This window comes from Pseudomonas sp. SJZ131, from assembly GCF_007828705.1.
In the GTDB taxonomy this organism is placed as follows: Bacteria; Pseudomonadota; Gammaproteobacteria; order Pseudomonadales; family Pseudomonadaceae; genus Aquipseudomonas; species Aquipseudomonas prosekii.
Map to the genome: position 1 here is coordinate 171,322 of NZ_VIVC01000002.1, position 20,819 is coordinate 192,140.

16 protein-coding genes are annotated in these 20,819 nt (G+C 59.3%); 4 read left to right on the top strand and 12 right to left on the bottom strand.

The annotated features are described in order from the left end of the window. Positions 1-9: 9 nt before the first annotated feature. The gene (locus FBY12_RS07640; RefSeq protein ID WP_121733606.1) at positions 10-903 is read right to left on the bottom strand and encodes a glycine betaine ABC transporter substrate-binding protein; all 894 of its coding nucleotides are present in this window, start codon (positions 901-903) and stop codon (positions 10-12) included. Positions 904-923: 20 nt separating this feature from the next. Next, a complete protein-coding gene (locus tag FBY12_RS07645; RefSeq protein WP_121733605.1) occupies positions 924-1,640 on the bottom strand; it encodes an ABC transporter permease in 717 nt (238 codons plus the stop codon). A 491-nt stretch (positions 1,641-2,131) separates the two neighbouring features. On the opposite strand from FBY12_RS07645, the gene FBY12_RS07650 reads away from it, so the two are divergent. Continuing rightward, entirely contained in the window at positions 2,132-3,715 is a 1,584-nt protein-coding gene (locus FBY12_RS07650; protein WP_121733604.1) for a peptide chain release factor 3, read from the top strand. A gap of 672 nt (positions 3,716-4,387) precedes the next feature. Further along, the gene (locus tag FBY12_RS07655) at positions 4,388-4,630 is read left to right on the top strand and encodes a hypothetical protein (protein WP_145252510.1); all 243 of its coding nucleotides are present in this window, start codon (positions 4,388-4,390) and stop codon (positions 4,628-4,630) included. Positions 4,631-4,818: 188 nt separating this feature from the next. Here FBY12_RS07655 and FBY12_RS07660 read toward each other — a convergent pair whose 3' ends face one another. The 10 genes from FBY12_RS07660 to FBY12_RS07705 all read right to left on the bottom strand — a co-directional run bounded on the left by FBY12_RS07660 (position 4,819) and on the right by FBY12_RS07705 (position 18,351). Further along, entirely contained in the window at positions 4,819-5,802 is a 984-nt protein-coding gene (locus FBY12_RS07660) for a peptide ABC transporter ATP-binding protein (protein WP_092273389.1), read from the bottom strand. Continuing rightward, entirely contained in the window at positions 5,802-6,770 is a 969-nt protein-coding gene (locus tag FBY12_RS07665; RefSeq protein WP_121733602.1) for an ABC transporter ATP-binding protein, read from the bottom strand. Before FBY12_RS07665 ends, FBY12_RS07660 begins: the two co-directional genes overlap by 1 nt. Positions 6,771-6,780: 10 nt before the next feature. Beyond that, positions 6,781-7,704: an ABC transporter permease subunit gene (locus tag FBY12_RS07670; protein ID WP_101208689.1), complete on the bottom strand. Its 924-nt coding sequence runs from the start codon at positions 7,702-7,704 to the stop codon at positions 6,781-6,783. Between the two features lie 12 nt (positions 7,705-7,716). Continuing rightward, entirely contained in the window at positions 7,717-8,727 is a 1,011-nt protein-coding gene (locus FBY12_RS07675; RefSeq protein WP_145252511.1) for an ABC transporter permease subunit, read from the bottom strand. Positions 8,728-8,801: 74 nt separating this feature from the next. Continuing rightward, positions 8,802-10,397 carry an ABC transporter substrate-binding protein gene (locus tag FBY12_RS07680; RefSeq protein ID WP_092273380.1) on the bottom strand — a complete coding sequence of 532 codons (1,596 nt, stop codon included), beginning with the start codon at positions 10,395-10,397 and terminating at the stop codon, positions 8,802-8,804. A gap of 77 nt (positions 10,398-10,474) precedes the next feature. Beyond that, the gene (locus tag FBY12_RS07685) at positions 10,475-11,893 is read right to left on the bottom strand and encodes an OprD family porin (protein ID WP_121733601.1); all 1,419 of its coding nucleotides are present in this window, start codon (positions 11,891-11,893) and stop codon (positions 10,475-10,477) included. 172 nt (positions 11,894-12,065) lie between these two features. Then, positions 12,066-13,667, bottom strand: coding sequence for an ABC transporter substrate-binding protein (locus FBY12_RS07690; protein WP_145252512.1), 1,602 nt, complete (start codon positions 13,665-13,667; stop codon positions 12,066-12,068). A gap of 297 nt (positions 13,668-13,964) precedes the next feature. Then, the gene (locus FBY12_RS07695; protein WP_145252513.1) at positions 13,965-15,590 is read right to left on the bottom strand and encodes an ABC transporter substrate-binding protein; all 1,626 of its coding nucleotides are present in this window, start codon (positions 15,588-15,590) and stop codon (positions 13,965-13,967) included. A 259-nt stretch (positions 15,591-15,849) separates the two neighbouring features. Next, on the bottom strand, positions 15,850-17,451 hold the full coding sequence (locus tag FBY12_RS07700; RefSeq protein ID WP_145252514.1) for an ABC transporter substrate-binding protein: 1,602 nt from the start codon (positions 17,449-17,451) through the stop codon (positions 15,850-15,852). Positions 17,452-17,631: 180 nt separating this feature from the next. Then, a complete protein-coding gene (locus FBY12_RS07705; protein ID WP_145252515.1) occupies positions 17,632-18,351 on the bottom strand; it encodes an SIMPL domain-containing protein in 720 nt (239 codons plus the stop codon). Between the two features lie 558 nt (positions 18,352-18,909). Here FBY12_RS07705 and FBY12_RS07710 point away from each other — a divergent pair. Further along, positions 18,910-20,172, top strand: coding sequence for an ATP-binding protein (locus tag FBY12_RS07710; RefSeq protein WP_121733597.1), 1,263 nt, complete (start codon positions 18,910-18,912; stop codon positions 20,170-20,172). Beyond that, a complete protein-coding gene (locus FBY12_RS07715) occupies positions 20,165-20,725 on the top strand; it encodes a response regulator transcription factor (RefSeq protein ID WP_092273358.1) in 561 nt (186 codons plus the stop codon). The genes FBY12_RS07710 and FBY12_RS07715 overlap by 8 nt, the downstream gene beginning before the upstream one ends. Positions 20,726-20,819: the final 94 nt, after the last annotated feature.

The following is a 20,819-nucleotide window of genomic DNA, read 5'->3' on the forward strand; positions in this document are numbered from 1 at the left end:
TTTTCCTTGTCAGTTGAGTGGATGCTGGCGCAGAAAATCTGCGGCAACCGAGGAAGGACTCTCGTGATCGACATCGACCCGCGCATTCAACGCACGCATGGTCGCGTCGTCGAACAGCTCGGCCAGCGGCTTGAGCTCTTCGGCCAACTTGGGATGCGCGTCGAGGTAGACCTGACGCACCACTGGCGCGGCGGTGTAGTCCGGGAAGTAATGCTTGTCGTCTTCGAGCAACTTGAGTTTGAAAGCGTTCAAGCGACCGTCAGTGGTGTAGACCAGACCGGCAAACACCTGGCCATTACGCAGCGCGGTGTAGACCAGACCCGCGTCCATCTGGCGGGTGTTTTTCCGGGTCAGGTTCATGCCATAGAGCTCGACCATGCCGGCCATGCCGTCGGAACGGTTGGCAAACTCGGTGTCGAGGGCGACGAGGTGGTTGGTCTTCGCCTCAGCCTGCATCACCGTGTTCAGTTCGCTGATGGTGTTGATCTGCGGATAGGCCTTGGCCGTGGTATCCGGCAGTGCCAGGGCGTAGGTATTGCTGAACTTCGACGGGCTGAGCCAGACCAGGCCTTTTTGCGCGTCGAGCTCTTTCACCTTGGCGAAAGACTGCGCGCTGTCGAGCTTTTCCGTGACGTGGTTGTAAGCCACCAGCGACACGCCGGTGTATTCCCAAAGCAGGTCCAGTTGGCCGCTTTCCTGAGCGCTGCGGGCGAGGTTGCTGCCCAGACCGCCGGTCACTTGGGTGTCGTAACCTTTGGTGCGCAGGTATTGCGAGGTGATTTCCGCCAGCAGCGTTTGTTCGGTGAACACCCGGGCGCCGATGCGGATCAGCGGTTTTTCAGCGGCTTGGGCAAATCCTGCGAACAGCAGGGCGCAGCCCAGTAACAAGGTCAATCGTTTCATATCAATTCCTTTGCCGAGGCTTAAGACGGGCGCAAGCCGCGTTCGAGCCAGAGGCGGCTGGTGAGTGTCACCAGACCGTCGAGCAGCAAGGCCAGCAGGGCGGTGCACGCCGCGCCGAGCAACAGTTGCGGCTGATTGTTCAGGGCAATGCCAGGGAAAATCAGGCTGCCGAGGCTGTTGGCGCCAATCAGGAAGGCCAACGGTGCGGTGCCGACGTTGATCGCCAGGGCCACGCGCACGCCACCGATGATGATCGGCACGGCGTTGGGCAATTCGACTCGCCACAACACTTGGTTGGGCGTCATGCCGATGCCGACGGCGGCTTCCTTGAGCGAACCCTGGACGTTTTTCAGGCCTTCATAGGTGTTGCGCACGATCGGCAACAGCGAGGCGAGGAACAGGGCGAAGATCGCAGGACCGCTGCCGATGCCCAGAATCCCCAGGGCGATGGCCAGTACGGCGAGAGGCGGCACGGTGTTGCCGATGTTGAAGATCTGCATGAAGCGTTCAGCGCGGCCCACCATGGTCGGGCGGCTGAGGAAGATACCGGCGGGAATGCCCACTACAAGGGCGGCCAGCATGGAAGCGAGGACGAGAATCAAATGAGCTTGCAGGTAAAACAACAAATCGTCGCGGTAATGTTCGATCGTGTTGATGCCAATCCAATGGACCAGCAGGGCCAGGAGTGCGACGACAACCGCACCTCCAATAAGCCCCTTGCCATAGCGAATAGCCACAGGCGGACTCCTTTTTTTTCTTGGTCGGCGAACGCAGTCCCTTGTGGCAATGCCATTACTGGCTGCCGGGGCAATCAACGTTCGCGAGAAGCAGCTCTTCATGCTGGTAAAACCGCATGAGATCAAGCCATAAGCGCAGCCTCGTCAGGCTAACTTGCTGATTTTTCAGCCCCTGCACGAGTTCTGTAGCAGGGGAGTGGACGTCTTCACCTTTTAAAAGGTTCCATACTTGGCAGCAATTAGCCACCTTAAATCTCGATTACCCGATGTAGCAGCGGCCGAGCCTGCGAGGCTGGGTCCGGTGTCAAAGTTGTCATCAAGTCACCTGTCGCGGTCTGCCTGATACACCGTGCGTCTGGTTTTACGACGACTTCGTCGCCGAACGCAGCCTCGCAGGCTCGGCAGCTGCTACAGGGCGAACGGTGGTTTGGAGGTTGTGTTTTGGGCTATACTCGCCGCCCTTTTTTGAATCACCTGCCAGGCGATTTCCCATGACCAAACAGGCCGCCGAAGTCGCGAAACGCCGCACTTTCGCCATTATTTCCCACCCCGATGCCGGTAAAACCACCATTACCGAGAAGCTCTTGCTGATGGGCAAGGCGATTGCGATTGCGGGCACGGTGAAGTCACGCAAGTCCGACCGCCATGCCACCTCCGACTGGATGGAAATGGAAAAGCAGCGGGGTATTTCCATTACCACGTCGGTCATGCAGTTCCCGTATCGCGACCACATGATCAACCTGCTCGACACCCCGGGCCACGAAGACTTCTCCGAAGATACCTATCGCACCCTGACGGCGGTCGACTCGGCATTGATGGTCCTCGACGGCGGTAAAGGGGTCGAGCCACGCACCATCGCGCTGATGGACGTCTGCCGTCTGCGCGACACGCCGATTGTCAGCTTCATCAACAAACTCGACCGTGACATCCGCGACCCGATCGAACTGCTCGACGAAATCGAAGCGGTGCTCAAGATCAAGGCTGCGCCGATCACCTGGCCGATCGGTTGCTATCGCGATTTCAAAGGCGTTTATCACCTCGCCGACGACTACATCATTGTCTACACCGCTGGTCACGGCCACGAGCGCACCGAAGTCAGAATCATCGAGAAGCTCGATTCCGACGAAGCGCGCGCGCATTTGGGCGACGAGTACGATCGCTTCGTCGATCAGCTGGAACTGGTGCAGGGCGCCTGTCACGAATTCAATCAACAGGAATTCCTCGACGGCCAACTGACCCCGGTGTTCTTCGGTACCGCTTTGGGCAACTTTGGTGTCGATCACGTGCTCGACGCCGTGGTCAATTGGGCGCCGAAGCCTCTGGCCCGTGTCGCCAACGAGCGCACCGTGGAGCCGATTGAAGAGAAATTCGCCGGTTTCGTGTTCAAGATCCAGGCGAACATGGACCCGAAACACCGCGACCGTATCGCGTTCATGCGGATCTGCTCGGGCAAGTACGAAAAAGGCATGAAGATGCGCCACGTGCGCACCGGCAAAGACGTGCGGATCGGCGATGCGCTGACGTTCTTCTCTTCCGAGCGTGAGCAACTGGAAGAAGCGTTTGCCGGCGACATCATCGGTTTGCACAACCACGGCACGATCCAGATTGGCGACACCTTCACCGAAGGCGAAGTCCTCGGTTTCACCGGCATCCCGCACTTCGCCCCGGAACTGTTCCGCCGTGTACGTCTGCGCGATCCGCTGAAATCCAAGCAACTGCGCCAGGGTTTGCAGCAATTGGCCGAAGAGGGCGCAACGCAGGTGTTCTTCCCCGAGCGCAGCAACGACATCATCCTCGGCGCTGTCGGTGTGCTGCAGTTCGATGTGGTCGCCAGCCGCTTGAAAGAGGAATACAAGGTCGAGTGCTCCTACGAGCCGATCACCGTGTACTCCGCGCGCTGGATCGATTGCAGCGATAAGAAGAAGCTCGAAGAATTCAGCGTCAAGGCTGTGGAAAACCTCGCGATCGACGGCGGTGGTCACCTGACCTACCTGGCCCCGACCCGAGTCAACCTGGCGCTGATGGAAGAGCGCTGGCCGGACGTGAAATTCCGTGCGACCCGTGAGCATCACTAAGCGCTGAGCAGTAACCACAAAACCCCGTCGCGAAAGCTTCGGGGTTTTTTATTGCTCACTGTAGGAGCGAGCCTGCTCGCGATAGCGGTTGGTTAGCCAGTAAGTATGTTGAAGCTGCTGGCCCCATCGCGAGCAGGCTCACTCCTACCGGGGGTCGTGTGTTCTGTGAGGTCAACACAAACCCTGTGGCGAGCGAGCTTGCTCGCCACAGGGGGAGTGTCCATGCTCTGAGCGGTAACCACATAACCCCGTCGCGAAAGCCTCGGGGGTTTTTTGCCCAGCCCATTCCCCTGTGGGAGTGAGCCTGCTCGCGATAGCGGTTGCTCAGCCAATGAATATGTTGAAGCCGCAGGCCCCATCGCGAGCAGGCTCACTCCTACAGGGGTTTGTGTGTTCCGTGAGGTCAACACAAACCCTGTGGCGAGCGAGCTTGCTCGCGTTCGGCTGCGCAGCAGTCGTGGAAACCTGTGCATGCGGTGTGTCTGGTAAATCCGGTTGGCTGGGAGCGCGAGCAAGCCACAGTGGGCGACGTAACTGCGAGGCAGAGGAGTTTTTGGCATAAGCGTTATTCCAAACCATTCTGCCGATTCGCCGCACTTCCCGGCGGGCGTTGGCGTCGTACTTGGAGAGTGACTTACACCCACGCTTCACTGTTTAAGGATGGATACGGCTATGAGCATTCTTCAACGTATTGTGCTGCTGTTTAAAGTGTTGGTGATGATGTCCGTCGGTGTGTCGGCGGGGGCGTGGGCGGAGTGTCCGGACCACGACAAGCAAGCGGCGAGCGGGCAGGTGAGCCACGCTGACCTGATGATCGCCAAGTCTGAATCCGAGCCCGGTGATCAAGGCCAGGGCGGTAGCGCTGACGATGACGACACCATGACTGACGAAGACGAAGGCGACAGCCAGACATAAATCGCCGGCAAAAGAAAACCCCTTCCGCCCCGATTGATGCGCAATCGGGGCGGAAGAGGTCGGTAAAACCAAACGCATTACTTGTCAGCGCGAAACCTGTGGGAGCGAGCTTGCTCGCGATGGCAATCTGTCAGTCAGCTGAAAATCGACTGACACACCCACTCACGCACTCCCAGAAAAGAATTTCCTCACGCCGCGCCTTTCTCCAGAAACTGCTCCGCGTAGTGGCAAGCCACCTGACGATTGTCGAGCAGGCGCAACACCGGCTCTTCAGTGCTGCAACGCTCGGTCGCATACGGGCAACGCTTGTGGAACGCGCAACCTGACGGCGGATTCAGCGGATTTGGCAACTCGCCGACAATCTTGATTTTCGGCTTGTTCGGGTCCGGGTGAATGGTCGGGGTGGCCGACAGCAGCGCCTGGGTGTACGGGTGCAGCGGACGCTCGTAGATGTCGTTTTTCGGGCCCATTTCCACCGGGCGGCCGAGGTACATCACCATCACGTCATCGGCAACGTGCTGCACCACCGCCAGGTTGTGCGAGATGAACACGTACGCGGTGTTGAACTCTTGCTGCAAATCCATGAACAGGTTCAGCACCTGCGCCTGAATCGATACGTCCAGCGCCGAAGTCGGTTCGTCCGCCACCAGCACTTTCGGTTGCAGCATCATCGCCCGCGCCAGGGCAATCCGCTGACGCTGGCCGCCGGAGAACATGTGCGGATAACGCTGGTAATGCTCGGGACGCAAGCCGACCTGCTTCATCATCGCCTGGACCTTTTCGCGGCGTTCGGCGGCGGAAAGATTGGTGTTGATCAGCAGTGGCTCGGCCAGTTGGTCACCGACTTTCTGCCGAGGATTGAGCGAGGCGTAGGGGCTCTGGAACACCATCTGCACGTCTTTGCGCAGTTGCTTGCGTTGCGCTTTGTCGGCACCGGCAACTTCCTGGCCGGCGATTTTCAACGAGCCCGAGGAGGGCTCTTCGATCAGCGTCAGCGCGCGAGCCAAGGTCGATTTGCCGCAGCCCGATTCGCCGACGACGGCGAGGGTCTTGCCGGCTTCCAGTTCGAACGACACGCCGTTAAGCGCGCGCACGGTCGCGTGGCCCTTGAACAGGCCACGGGACACTTCGTAGTGACGGGTCAGGTCGCGGGCGGTGAGTACGACGGCCATTACGCCACCTCCTGGTTCAGCGGGTAGAAGCAGCGGGCGAGGCTGTGGCTTTTCGGGTCAAGGGTCGGGCGTTGGGTGCGGCAGTTTTCCTGCACGTACGGGCAGCGCGGCGACAGCAGGCAACCTTGCGGACGGTCATAACGACCGGGGACGATGCCCGGCAACGTCGCCAGACGCGTGGCGCCGAGGCTGTGTTCCGGAATCGCCTTGAGCAGCGCTTCGCTGTACGGGTGCGCCGGAATGTCGAACAGTTGCGGCACTTGCCCGACTTCCACCGCTTGCCCGGCGTACATCACGCACACGCGCTGAGCGGTTTCGGCGACGACCGCGAGGTCGTGAGTGATCAGCACCAGACCCATGTTCTGCTCTTTCTGCAACGCCAGGAGCAGGTCCATGATTTGCGCCTGAATCGTTACGTCGAGCGCGGTGGTCGGTTCGTCGGCGATCAGCAGTTTCGGTTCGCCGGCAATTGCCATGGCGATTGCCACACGCTGGCTCATACCGCCCGACAGTTGGTGCGGGTAGGCATCCATACGGCTGGCGGCGCCGGGGATTTCAACTTTTTCCAACAGCTCGATGGCACGCTTGCGCGCTTGCTTGCCGGACATTTTCAAGTGCAGACGCAGCACTTCTTCGATCTGGAAACCGACGGTGTAGCTCGGGTTCAGCGCCGTCATCGGGTCCTGGAACACCATCGCCAAGTCTTTGCCGACGATTTGCCGACGCTGACGATTGCTCAACTTGAGCATGTTTTTGCCGTCGAAATTCAGCGCGTCGGCAGTGACGATCCCCGGGTGCTCGATCAGGCCCATCAGCGCCATCATGGTCACGGATTTACCCGAGCCCGACTCGCCAACGATGGCCAGGACTTCGCCCTTGTCCACCGTAATGTCGAGGCCATCGACTACCGGCACGGCAGTCGCGTCGCCGAAACGAACGTTGAGATTCTTGATTTCTAACAGTGACATTTGAATCTCCTCAGGCGGCGTTCTTGAGTTTCGGGTCCAGCGCATCGCGCAGGCCGTCACCCATCAAGTTGATTGCCAGCACGCTGAGCAAAATGGTCAAACCAGGCAGACTTACCACCCACCAGGCGCGTTCGATGTAGTCGCGAGCCGAAGCCAGCATCGTGCCCCACTCAGGGGTTGGCGGTTGTACGCCAAGACCGAGAAAGCCCAGTGCCGCGGCATCGAGAATCGCCGAAGAGAAGCTCAAAGTAGCTTGAACGATCAACGGCGCCATGCAGTTCGGCAGCACGGTGATGAACATCAGGCGCGGCAGGCCGGCACCGGCCAGGCGCGCGGCGGTCACGTAGTCGCGGTTCAGTTCGCCCATCACCGCTGCGCGGGTCAGACGTACGTAGGACGGCAGAGAGACCACGGCGATCGCGATCACGGTGTTGATCAGGCCAGGGCCGAGGATGGCGACAATCGCCACGGCCAGCAGCAGCGACGGCAGGGCCAGCATGATGTCCATCAGACGCATGATGGTCGGGCCGAGCAGGCGTGGGAAGAAACCGGCAAACAGACCCAGGAGGATCCCCGGAATCAGCGACATCACCACCGACGACAAGCCGATCAGCAACGACAGGCGCGAACCCTGGATCAGCCGCGAGAGCAAGTCGCGACCCAGTTCATCGGTGCCGAGCAGAAATTGCAGTTGCCCACCTTCCAGCCAGGCTGGCGGGGTCAGCAGGAAATCGCGGTATTGCTCGCTCGGGTCATGCGGCGCAACCCATGGCGCGAACACCGCGCAGAACACGATCAGGATCATGAACAGCAGGCCGGCGACCGCCCCTTTGTTGCGCGAAAAGGCGTGCCAGAATTCTTTGTACGGCGACGGGTACAGCAGGCTTTGATCGACTGTTACCGCTTGATTTGAAGTTGCAGCTGGAGTGGTCATGGTCATGTGATCTCAGCGCTGGTGACGAATGCGTGGGTTGGCAAAACCGTAGAGGATGTCCACTACGAAATTGACCACAATCACCAGGCAGGCGATTAGCAGGATGCCGTTTTGCACGACTGGATAGTCTCGGGCGCCAATGGCTTCGATCAGCCACTTGCCGATGCCCGGCCACGAGAAAATCGTTTCGGTCAGCACCGCACCGGCGAGCAATGCGCCGACTTGCAGGCCGACCACGGTCAGCACCGGAATCAGCGCGTTGCGCAAGCCGTGGACGAATACCACGCGCGACGGCGACAGGCCTTTGGCGCGGGCAGTGCGAATGTAGTCTTCACGCAGCACTTCGAGCATCGACGAACGGGTCATCCGCGCGATCACCGCCAGCGGGATGGTGCCGAGCACGATGGCGGGCAGGATCAAGTGGTGCAACGCATCGAGGAAGGCGCCGACGTCATCCGCCAGCAAGGTGTCGATCAGCATGAAACCGGTGCGCGGCTCGATGTCGTAGAGCAGGTCGATGCGCCCGGACACGGGCGTCCACCCCAGCGACACGGAGAAGAACATGATCAGGATCAGGCCCCACCAGAAGATCGGCATCGAATATCCCGCCAGGGAGATGCCCATCACCCCATGGTCGAACAGGGATCCTCGCTTGAGTGCTGCGATCACCCCGGCCAACAGGCCCAGGATGCCGGCGAACAACAGGGCGGCCATGGACAATTCCAGGGTCGCAGGGAATAGAGAGCTGAACTCGGTCCAGACGCTTTCACGGGTACGCAGCGATTCGCCAAGGTCGCCGTGGGCCAACTTGCCGATGTAGTCCAGGTATTGGGCATACAGCGGTTTGTTCAGACCAAGGCGTTCCATTGCCTGGGCATGCATTTCGGGATCGACCCGACGTTCGCCCATCATCACTTCCACGGGGTCGCCAGGGATCATGCGAATCAACGCGAAAGTCAGCAAGGTGATGCCGAAGAACGTGGGGATCAACAACCCCAGTCGGCGGGCAATAAAACTAAACATCTTGTGTGCTACCTCATCAGCCGGTTAGGCGTGCCCGGTGTTTCTGGGATCAGAGACACCGGGCGTTTTCTTATTTACTTCACCTGAGTGGTGGCGAAGTTATTCGTGGTGAGGGGGCTAATGTGATAGCCCTCTACGTTGTTGCGCATTGCGGTAAACATTCGGGTGTGGGCCATGTTGATCCAAGGTTGGTCCTGGTTAAAGACCACTTGGGCTTCTTCGTACAACCTGGCCCGTTCGGCCGGGTCTACTTTAGCGCGTGCGTCGTCGATCAGCGCCTGGAATTTCTCGTTGCACCAGCGGGCGTAATTTTCGCCATTCTTCGCCGCTTCGCAACTCAGGTTAGGCGTGAGGAAGTTATCCGGGTCGCCGTTGTCACCGGCCCAACCGGCGGAAACCATATCGTGCTCGCCGTTTTTCGCGCGCTTGAGCATTTCGCCCCATTCCATTACGCGGATGTCGAGCTTGATCCCGACCTTGGCCAGGTCAGCCTGCATCATCTGCGCGCCGAGCATCGGGTTCGGGTTGGTCGGGCCGCCGCCGTTACGCGTGAACAGGGTCAGCACGGTGCCGTCCGGCACGCCGGCCTCCTTGAGCAGGGCGCGGGCCTTGTCGAGGTCGCGTGGCGGGTTGCTCAGCGTGTGGTTGTAGCCCAGCAACGTGTCCGGGTACGGGTTGACCGCCACGGTCGCATTGCCTTTGCCGAACAGCGCGTTGACGTAAGCCGCCTTGTCGAACGCGATATCGATAGCTTTGCGCACCCGCACGTCGCTCATGTATTTGTGCTGGGTGTTCATGGCGATGTACGACACGGTCATCGCGTTCATTTCATCGACTTTCAGGTTCGGGTCTTTCTTGATGCTCGGGATGTCATCCGGCTTCGGATACAGCGCGATCTGGCACTCGTTGGCCTTGAGTTTTTGCAGGCGCACGTTGTTGTCGGTGGCGATCGCCAGGATCAGCGCTTCGGCCGGTGGCTTGCCGAGGAAGTAATCCGGGTTGGCCTTGAAGCGCACCTGGGCGTCCTTGGCGTAACGCTGGAAGACAAACGGGCCGGTGCCGATCGGCTTGTTGTTGAGGTCGGCGGTTTTGTTCGCTTTCAACAACTGGTCGGCGTATTCGGCGGAATAGATCGAGGAAAACGCCATGGCGACGTCGGCGAGGAACGGTGCTTCGCGGCGGGTCAAGGTGAAGGTGACGGTGTTGTCGTCGACTTTTTCCACGCTTTTCAGCAGTTCCTTGAAGCCCATGCTTTCAAAGTACGGGAAGCCCACGCTCGACAGTTTGTGCCACGGGTGATTCGGGTCCAACTGACGCTGGAAACTCCAGACCACATCGTCGGCATTCATCTCGCGGGTCGGCTTGAAATAATCGGTGGTGTGAAACTTGACGCCTTTGCGCAGGTGGAACGTGTACGTCAGGCCGTCATCGCTGATGTCCCACGAATCGGCCAGTGCCGGAATCACTTCAGTGGTGCCAGGCTTGAACGCTACCAGACGGTTGAAGATGGTTTCGGAGACTGCGTCGCCCGTGACTGCAGTTGTGTACTGGACCATATCGAAGCCTTCCGGACTGGCTTCGGTGCAGACCACCAAGGGTTTGGCCGAGACGCCAACAGCGACACTCAGCAACGCGGCAGCGATGGCCGCACGTAGGGGAAGCATTTTCATCAAGAACCCTCTGCAATCGGTTGAACAGATAAAAGCCCAACGGCCGACTCTCCATGAGTCGGCCGCCGGGCAGTGTTTTACAAAACGTTGAACGGGATGGTGGTCACGAGACGGAACTCGTTGAGACTGCCATCCGCCTGGTTTTCGCTGGCACGGTGCGCGGTGTAGGTTGCGCGAATAGCGGTGGCCTTGAGTGGGCCGCTCTGCACGGCATAGGCCGCGCCGATCCCGTATTCGTAGTGGTTTTCGCCGTCCATTGCCTGGACGCCATCGTAGCCGCCACCGGCGTAGTGAGTACCGTCGATGCCCCAGCCGCGAGCCTGGTAGATGTTGAACTTGAGGCCTGGAACGCCGTACTCGGCCATGTTCAGGCCGTAGGCGATCTGGAAGGATTTCTCGTTCGGGCCGTTGAAGTCCGACAGCAAGGAGTTGGCCAGGTAGATGCCGTTGGTTTCGTGCAGGTAGTCGAAGTACTCGTTACCGTTCACTTCCTGGTACGAGAAGGTCAGGCTGTGAGCCTGGTGAGTCAGGCCAAGCGACAGCGAGTAGGTGTCGTTGTCGATCTCGCCCAGCAGTTTTTTGCCTTCGTCGACGGTCTTGTAGTAGTTCAGGCCGGTGGTCAGGCTCAGTACCGAGCTGTCGCCCAATACGTGGCTGGCGCCGAAGTAGTACTGGTTCCACAGGTCTTCAGCCTGAGTGCCCCACAGGCTGGTGGTCAGACTGGCGAACGGCTGATAGGTGATACCGGCGGTGTTGACGTGATCCGCTTCAGCGCGGCCGTCACCGTATTCAGAGCGGAACTTGCGCAGGCTCTGTTCGGTACGCGGCGAGTTGCGATCGAAGGTGCCGATGTCGAAGGCCAGGTTTTCCAGCTCTTCGCTGTGCAGGGTGACCCCTTCGAAGCTCGACGGCAGTGGACGGTTGCCGATGACGTCGACTTGCGGGCTGCTGAAGTTCTGGCGACCGGCAGTCAATGTGGTGTTGGAGATGCGTGCCTTGACGTTGGCCAGGCCCAGCTTGCTCCACTGGTCAACCGCGTCACCGCCGTTTTCGGTCAGCGTACGGTTGTTGCCGCGACCGGAACGGCCTGGCTCCGGAGCACCGCCATTACCGGACGCAAGGTCTTTGCGATCACGGTCCAGGGCGATGGCATTGTAAGCCGCCACTTCGGTGCTGAAACCTACAGTGCCCTGGGTGAAACCCGAGTTGTACTTGATGATCGTGCCTTGCACCCAGTTGATCCGGCGATCAGTCTCGCGGGTCTCGCCATGTTTTTGATAGTTGAGCTTGGTGCCCCGCTTGAACTGCTCGTTCGCATACCAGTTACGTGTGGAACCGGTCACGGATTGGCCTTCGACGAAACCAGTGGCTTCGCTTTGGGCGCTTTTTTCTTTGACGGTAACCGGCGTGAACGCCTGGCTCTGGGTTTCTGCATAAGCCGTGGCGGTGATGCTGCTGATGGCCAGGGCTAATATCGCGGTGCTACTCAGTTTCATGGGTGAAGCTCCTTTCTTTCTTTTTTTTAATGCCGGTCTTTTTTGGTGATCCGACTATTTGGTTTGAACTCATTCGAACCATCGCAAACGTTTGCTGTAGGCCTGATCGGCGAATTAAGGCAAAGCGCTTGCGTGAGGGCGGAATCCGCCCTCAGCGTTTCTGGCTAATCGGTTATTTGTCCAGGCTGACGCCCGAGAACACGTTGCGACCGAAAGGGCTGACTTTGAACCCTTCGATTTTCGCGCTTAACGGCTGGTTGACCGTCGAGTGGGCGATTGGCGTGATCGGCACTTGTTGCTTGAGCAACTGCTGCGCCTGTTTGTAGAGTACGGTGCGTTGGTCGCGGTCGGTGACAACCTTGGCCTGCTTGACCAATTTGTCGTAGGCCGGATCGCACCACATCGAGTAGTTGTTGCCGCCAATCGCGTCGCAGCTGTAAAGCGTGCCGAGCCAGTTGTCCGGGTCACCGTTGTCACCGGTCCAGCCAATCAGGCTGACATCGTGCTCGCCATTCTTGGTGCGCTTGATGTACTCGCCCCATTCGTAGCTGACGATCTTCACTTTGAGGCCGATTTTCGCCCAGTCAGCCTGGAGCATTTCGGCCATCAACTTGGCGTTGGGGTTGTATGGGCGCTGCACTGGCATTGCCCACAAAGTGATTTCAGTGCCTTCCTTGACGCCGGCAGCCTTGAGCAATTCCTTGGCTTTTTCCGGGTTGTAGGCGGCGTCCTTGATGGTCTCGTCGTAGGACCATTGGGTCGGCGGCATGGCGTTGACCGCCAGTTGACCGGCGCCCTGATACACGGCGTTGAGGATGCTTTGCTTGTTCACCGCCATGTCCAGCGCCTGACGCACTTCGAGCTGGTCGAACGGTTTGTGGCGCACGTTGTAGGCGATGTAGCCGAGGTTGAAGCCGGGTTTTTCGATCAGTTGCAACTTGGGATCGTTCTTCAGCGCTTCAACGTCGGCCGGGCGCGGGTGCAGGGTGATCTGGCACTCGTTGGCCTTGAGTTTCTGCACGCGCACCGAAGCGTCGGTGTTGATCGCGAAAATCAGGTTGTCGAGTTTGACCCGGCTCGGGTCCCAGTACTGCTTGTTGCCGGTGTAGCGGATGTTGGAATCTTTCTGGTAGCTCTTGAAGACGAACGGCCCAGTGCCGATCGGCTTCTGGTTGATGTCGCTCGGTTTGCCCTCGGCCAGCAGCTTGTCGGCGTATTCGGCGGACAGGATCGCGGCGAAGCTCATGGCGATGTTCTGAATGAACGCGGCGTCGACGCTGTTGAGCGTCATGACCACGGTCAGCGGCCCGGTCCTCTCGACCTTGGCGATGTTCTTGTTCAGGCTCATCCCGTTGAAATAGGGGAATTCGGTCGGGTAAGCCTTACGGAAAGGTTGCTGCGGATCGAGCATGCGGTTGAACGTGAACAGCACGTCATCGGCATTGAAATCGCGGGTCGGCGTGAAGTAAGGCGTGGTGTGAAACTTCACCCCTTCGCGCAAATGAAAGGTGTACGTGAGGCCGTCTTCGGAAATATCCCAGCGTGTCGCCAGGCCCGGTACAACGTTGGTCGCGCCTTTTTCAAACTCTGCCAAGCGGTTGTACAGCGGCTCGGCGGCATCGTTATCGGTCGCAGTGGTGTACTGCGCGGTATCGAAACCGGCCGGGCTGCCTTCGGAGCAGAACACCAGGCTATTGCTGGCGGCCTGGCTCATGGACGTGGCGGCCAACAGGCCGGTGCCCAGTAACGCGGATAAAACCAAGGTATGGCGCATGACGCTCCCTCTTTTTAGTGTTTAACAATGCGCCACCGTCCCGTCCGGGGACGTGGTGGCTGCATTGATCTCTAACCCGTTTCGGCAAACCGAGAGCCCACGCATCAACTGGTCAGATCCCGACGGTAGAAGCCGTGGGTCTGGCAGTAAATACGGAAAGGCCTGAAAAACGCGTAGGAAACAACCCAACATCCTGCAACGCTTGTGCGGTGCGCAGGGGTTGTAACTGTCAGTTGATTCCTACATTCCCGGCAGATAAAGCAGCGGCGACGTTAAACACGTCGCCGCTGCCAAATCTTATTTGCTGACGCTGACGCCGTAGAAGGAATTCAAGCCGAATGGGCTGATCTTGAAATCCTGCACGTTGCTGCGCATGGGTTGGAACACCGTCGAGTGAGCGATAGGTGTCATTGGAACGGCGTCCTTGAGGACGTGTTGCGCCTGTTTGTACAGTTCGGTGCGCTTGCCTTGATCGGTGGTGCGCTTGGCTTCCTTGACGATGCCGTCGAACTTCTTGTCGCACCATTTGGAGAAGTTGTTGCCGCTCAGCGAGTCGCAGCCGAACAGGACGTTGAGCCAGTTGTCCGGATCACCATTGTCGCCGCTCCAGCCAATGATCATTGCCTGGTTCTCGCCGCCCTTGGAGCGCTTGATGTACTCGCCCCACTCGTAGCTGGTGATCTTCACGTTGAGGCCGATTTTCTTCCAGTCGGACTGCAACATTTCAGCCATCAGTTTGGCGTTCGGGTTGTACGGACGCTGTACCGGCATCGCCCACAGGACGATCTCGGTGCCTTCCTTGACGCCGGCTTCCTTGAGCAGCTCTTTGGCTTTCTCAGGGTCGTATTTGGCATCTTTGATGGTGGTGTCGTAGGACCACTGGGTCGGCGGCATGGCGTTGACGGCCAATTGGCCCGCGCCCTGGTAAACCGAATCAATGATTTGCGGTTTGTTCACCGCCATGTCCATGGCCTGACGTACACGGATGTCGGCCAGCGGGTTCGGCTCGTTGCTGCCCTTGACCTTGTCCATCACGTTGTAGGCGATGTAACCGAGGTTGAAACCTGCCTGTTCAGGCATTTTCAGGGTTTTGTCTTCTTTCAACGCTTTCAGGTCGGCTGGACGAGGGAACAGGGTGACCTGGCACTCGTTCTTTTTCAGCTTCTGAATACGTACCGACGGGTCGGTGGTGATGGCGAAGATCAGGTTGTCGATCTTCACGTCATCAGGCTTCCAGTAGTCCTTGTTCCCGGTGTAGCGGATGTTGGAATCTTTCTGGTAGCTCTTGAACACGAACGGGCCAGTGCCGACCGGCTTCTGGTTGATGTCGGCAGCCTTGCCTTCCTTGAGCAGCTGGGCAGCGTACTCGGCGGACTGCACGGAGGCGAAGCTCATTGCCATGTTCTGGATGAACGCGGCATCAACATCTTTGAGCGTGAACTTGACGGTGTGGTCGTCGAGTTTGTCGATCTTGGTGATGTTGGTGTCCATGCCCATGTCGGTGAAGTACGGGAATTCGGTCGGGTACGCTTTGCGGAACGGATCGTCCTTGTTGATCATCCGGTTGAAGGTGAACAGGACGTCGTCGGCGTTGAACTCACGAGTTGGCTTGAAGTACGGCGTGGTGTGGAATTTCACGCCTTCACGCAGGTGAAAGGTGTACGTCAGGCCGTCCGGGGTAATGTCCCAGCTGGTCGCCAGGCCAGGAATCACGGCGGTGCCGCCGCGCTCGAACTGGGTCAGGCGGTTGAACATGGTTTCTGCAGAGGCGTCGAAGTCGGTTCCGGTGGTGTACTGACCAGGATCGAAACCGGCCGGGCTCCCTTCGGAGCAGAACACCAGGTTAGTCGCCGCTTGGGCGAAAGGTGCGCTAGCGAGAATGCTGGCGCCGACTAAAAACGGAATGACCGCGTGTTTGAACATGGTGGCCTCATGATTTGTTGTCATTTTTGGAATTAGAGGACGACCTCGTGAGTCGTGCCTGCGGATACTTATGCAGGGGCCATACCCAATGCAAGATCCAGAGCTGTTACAAGCATTAAACAGTGGCACGAACGTACCTTAATGTCGCATATGTATAAATTTTGACGCATTTGACCGTTTGCGCACGTCTTTTACGGTGCAAACCACGCACCGCAGAAGGGCGACCGGGGCGCTTGGCGCACCCGGTTGGCGCGTGGTGTTACTTATTTATACCCACGCCATAGAAGGGCGTAAGGCCAAACGGACTGATCTTGAAGTCAGTGACTTCCTTGCGCAAAGGCTGGAACACCGTCGAGTTGGCGATCGGTGTAATCGGCACTTGTTGTTTAAGAATCTGCTGCGCTTGTTGATAGAGTTTGACCCGCTCGTCGCGGTCGGTGGAGACCTTGGCTTGCTGCACCAGTTTGTCGTAGGCCGGGTCGCACCACTTGGCGTAGTTGCTGCCCTTCACGGCGGCGCAGCTATAAAGCACTCCGAGCCAGTTGTCCGGGTCACCGTTGTCGCCGGTCCAGCCGTAGATCATCGCGTCGTGCTCGCCGTTCTTGGCGCGCTTGATGTACTCGCCCCATTCATAGCTGACGATGTTGGCTTTGATCCCGACCTTGGCCCAATCCTGCTGGATCATCTGCGCCGACATCCGCGCGTTCGGGTTGGAGGCGCGCTGGACCGTCATCGCCCACAAATTGATGGTGGTGCCGGGCGCAACACCCGCTTCCTTCAGTAGTGCTTTAGCTTTCGTCGGGTCGTGCGGCGCGTCCTGGATGTTCGGGTCGAACGACCATTGCGCGGGCGGCAAAGCGTTTTGCGCCAGTTGCCCGGCACTCTGGTAGACGGCTTTGATGATCGCCGGTTTGTCGATGGCCATGTCCAGCGCCTGGCGGACTTTGAGTTGGTCCAGCGGTGGATGCGTGACGTTGTAGGCGAGGAACCCGAGGTTAAATCCGGCTTGCTTGAGCACGGTCAGGTTCGGGTCTTTTTCCATGACTTCGATGTCGGCCGGGCGCGGGTAGCCGCTGACCTGACATTCGCCGGTCTTGAGTTTCTGCAAACGCACGGCGGCGTCGGGAGTGATCGAGAACACCAAATTATCGATTTTCACGTCTTCGGGTTTCCAGTACGCCTTGTTGGCGACGTAGCGGATCTGCGAATCCTTCTGGTAGCGCTTGAACACGAACGGGCCGGTGCCGATGGGTTTCTGGTTGATGTCGGCGGCTTTGCCTTCCTTTAACAATTGCGCGGCGTATTCGGCGGACTGCACGGAGGCGAAGCTCATGGCGAGGTTCTGGATGAACGCGGCGTCGATGTTGTTGAGGTTGAAGCGGACCGTGTGCTCGTCGATTTTTTCGACACTTTTGATGGTTTTGTTGAGGTCCATGTCGGTGAAGTACGGCGACTCGGCGGGGTAGGCTTTGCGGAAGGCGTTGTCCGGGTCGAGCAGGCGCTGGAAGGTGAAGACCACATCGTCGGCGTTGAAGTCGCGGGTCGGGGTGAAGTAGTCGGTGGTGTGGAATTTGACGTTGTCGCGCAGGTGGAAGGTGTAGCTGAGGCCGTCCTGGCTCACCTCCCAACGGGTCGCCAAACCGGGCTCGACTTCAGTGCCGCCGCGTTTGAATTGGCTGAGGCGGTTGAAGATGGTTTCGGCGGAGGCGTCAAAATCGGTGCCGCTGGTGTATTGGCTCGGGTCGAAACCGGCCGGGCTGGCTTCGGAGCAGTAGACCAAGGTAGTGGCGGCTTGGGCCAGCGGAGCGAATGTGGCCAGGGTCAGTGCGAGCAATAGCGGCTTGATGGTGTTTCTGTGCATGAGGTCCCCGGGGCATTTGGATAGCGGAATGCGTCGGAGAGTAGCGTTGTTGACGGGTCGGGCGGAAATATCGTTTTTTCAGGGGGACCCCTCTATCCGGGCATAGATGGGGGATATGACGCCCATTGATCGTTCCCGCGCTTTGCGTGGGACCGATCAATGGTGCGAAGGGTCAGCGAATCAAGGCGTCATCAGCACTTCAATCGAGCCGTCGGCGGTCATGCTGACCTGGCTGGTGCCAGCCTCAACTTCAGGGCTCACCGGTGCGGAGTCGGCGCCCGCAGCTTTCATCATCATGGGCGCGCGCATGTACGGTTGTGGGTAGCCGTTGCTGTTGAGGTTCAGATTGACGATTTTGTAGCCCTTGCCGCCGAGCGCATCGGTGGCCAATTGAGCGCGAGCCTTGAACGCGGTCACTGCTTCTTTGAGCAGCGCATCTTCGCTGGCCTTGCGGGTTGGCGTGGCGATGGCGAAATCCATGCCGCCCATTTTCAGGTCGGTGAGCAGTTCGCCGGTGAGTTTTGACAGGGCGGCGAAGTCGGAGCTTTCGAGGCGCAGTTCGGCACGTTCGCGCCAACCGGTGATTTTCTGACCTTTGGTGTCGTAGATCGGGTAGCTGTTGCGGCTGCCTTGGCGCAGGGTGATGTCTTTGACCTGTTTGGCCTGGCCGAGGGCTTTGTTCATGGTGGTGCTGACGTCGGCGGCGAGTTTGGCCGGGTCGGTGTTTTGTTCTTCGGTGTAGAGCGTCACGATCATCAGGTCGCGCGCCACTTCCTGGCTGACTTCGGCGCGCAGGGCGATCTGGTTGTAATGCAATTCGTCGGCGGCCAGGGCCGGGAGGCTGGCGACGGTGCCAACGCTGAGGGCGAGGAGGGCGGCGCTGCGGCGCAATGTGTGCATTAAAAGCTCCTTGGAAGTGGCGCAGGAACAATGTCCGAACCTGCGTGAAACCATCAGACTCTAACTTCTATGATCCGGTTCGCCCAGTTACAACTTCTATACAGAATCAACAATCCTGTAGCAGCTGCCGAGGCACGAGGCTGCGTCCGGCTGCGCAGCAGTCGTAAAAACCAAAGCACACGGTCTCACTGAAACACCGCGTCGCCCGATCTCGCGACTGCTGCGCAGCCGAACGCAGCCTTCGGCAGCTGCTACATGGGGCCGGTGGCAGTTCCACTTCATACAGATCACCAAAAACCCCTGTAGCAGCTGCCGAGGCACGAGGCTGCGTCCGGCTGCGCAGCAGTCGTAAAACCCGTAGCCCGGTTTTACTGAAACACCGCGTCGCCCGATCTCACGACTGCTGCGCAGCCGAACGCAGCCTCGCGGGCTCGGTAGCTGCTACAAAGGATTTGTGTGGGGTGTTGACGTGTGGCCGTTTGCCGCACTTTTGCCTGTCGGCCCCCGTGCTTGGTTATACTCCGTGCGATCCGCCTGGAGCGCTCATCAGGAGAGCTCATGCTCGCCGCCGTTCAAATCACTTCCGCGACTCGCCAGAATCTCTGGCGGCTGACGTTCATCCGCACTTTGGTACTGGCCGCACAGGCCGGTTCCGTCGGGCTGGCCTACTGGTTCGATTTGCTGCCATTGCCCTGGTTTCAATTGGCGATGACCCTCGGCTGCTCGATGCTGCTGTGCGCCTTCACGGCGATTCGCCTGCGCACTTCATGGCCGGTGACCGAGCTTGAATACGCCGTGCAACTGGCCTGCGACCTGTTTATCCACAGTGCCTTGCTGTATTTCTCTGGCGGTTCGACCAACCCGTTCGTCTCTTATTACCTGGTGCCGCTGACCATCGCCGCCGTGACCTTGCCGTGGCGGTTTTCGCTGATTCTGTCGGGCATCGCGCTGGCCATGTACACGCTGCTGCTGGCGCGTTTCTATCCGCTGCAAACCTTCCCGATTGCCCGGGAAAACCTGCAGGTCTACGGCATGTGGCTGAGTTTCGCACTCGCGGCGGCCGTCATCACTTTCTTCGCTGCGCGCATGGCCGAAGAGCTGCGGCGTCAGGAAGAGTTACGCGCGATCCGTCGTGAAGAAGGCCTGCGCGACCAGCAATTGCTCGCCGTCGCCACTCAGGCTGCGGGCGCCGCGCATGAATTGGGGACGCCGCTGGCGACCATGAGCGTGTTGCTCAAAGAGATGCAGCAGGACCATCCCGACCCGCTGTTGCAGGATGATCTGAAGGTGCTGCAGGATCAGGTCAAACTCTGCAAAGAGACCTTGCAGCAACTGGTGCGCGCCGCCGAGGCCAATCGCCGCTTGGCCGTGGAGATGCAGGACGTCACCGATTGGCTCGACGAAGCGCTGAACCGCTGGCACCTGATGCGCCCGGAGGCCAGTTATCGCTTCCAGCGTCTGGGTCAGGGCAGCGTGCCGCGTCTGGCGCCGCCGCCGGACCTGACCCAGGCGTTGCTGAATTTGCTCAATAACGCCGCCGACGCTTGCCCCGAAGGGCTGCAAGTGACGCTGGACTGGAATGCCGAAGACTTGACCATCAGCATTCGCGATCACGGCGCCGGTGTTCCGCTGGCGATTGCCGAGCAGATCGGCAAACCGTTTTTTACCACCAAGGGCAAAGGTTTCGGCCTGGGCCTGTTTTTGAGCAAAGCCAGCGTGACACGCGCGGGCGGCTCAGTGAAACTCTACAGTCATGAGGAAGGTGGCACGCTTACCGAGCTGCGCCTGCCCCGTGTCGCCCGAGGAAACGAACATGAGTGAAGAGATCCAAGTAGAAGGCGAAGAGCTGCCGCATTTGCTGCTGGTAGACGATGACGCCACGTTCACCCGCGTAATGGCCCGCGCCATGGCTCGCCGGGGTTTTCGCGTAAGCACCGCCGGTTCCGCCGAAGAAGGCCTGACCATCGCCCAGGCCGACCTGCCGGATTACGCCGCGCTCGACCTGAAAATGGACGGCGATTCGGGCTTGGTGCTGCTGCCGAAACTGCTCGAACTCGACCCGGAAATGCGCGTGGTGATTCTCACCGGTTATTCGAGCATTGCCACCGCCGTCGAAGCGATCAAGCGCGGCGCCTGCAATTACCTGTGCAAACCGGCCGATGCCGACGACGTGCTGGCGGCGCTGCTGTCCGAGCACGCCGACCTCGACACGCTGGTGCCGGAAAACCCGATGTCCGTGGACCGCTTGCAGTGGGAACACATCCAGCGCGTGTTGACCGAGCACGAAGGCAATATCTCCGCCACCGCCCGCGCCTTGGGCATGCACCGCCGGACCCTGCAGCGCAAATTGCAGAAGCGTCCCGTTCGTCGCTGAACCTGCGCTGAACGAATGCCGGCCGTGCCTCGCGACAAACCGCGCCGATCATCTATGATCGGCGCGTGCGTGTACTTTTCCCTATCGAGCCTAA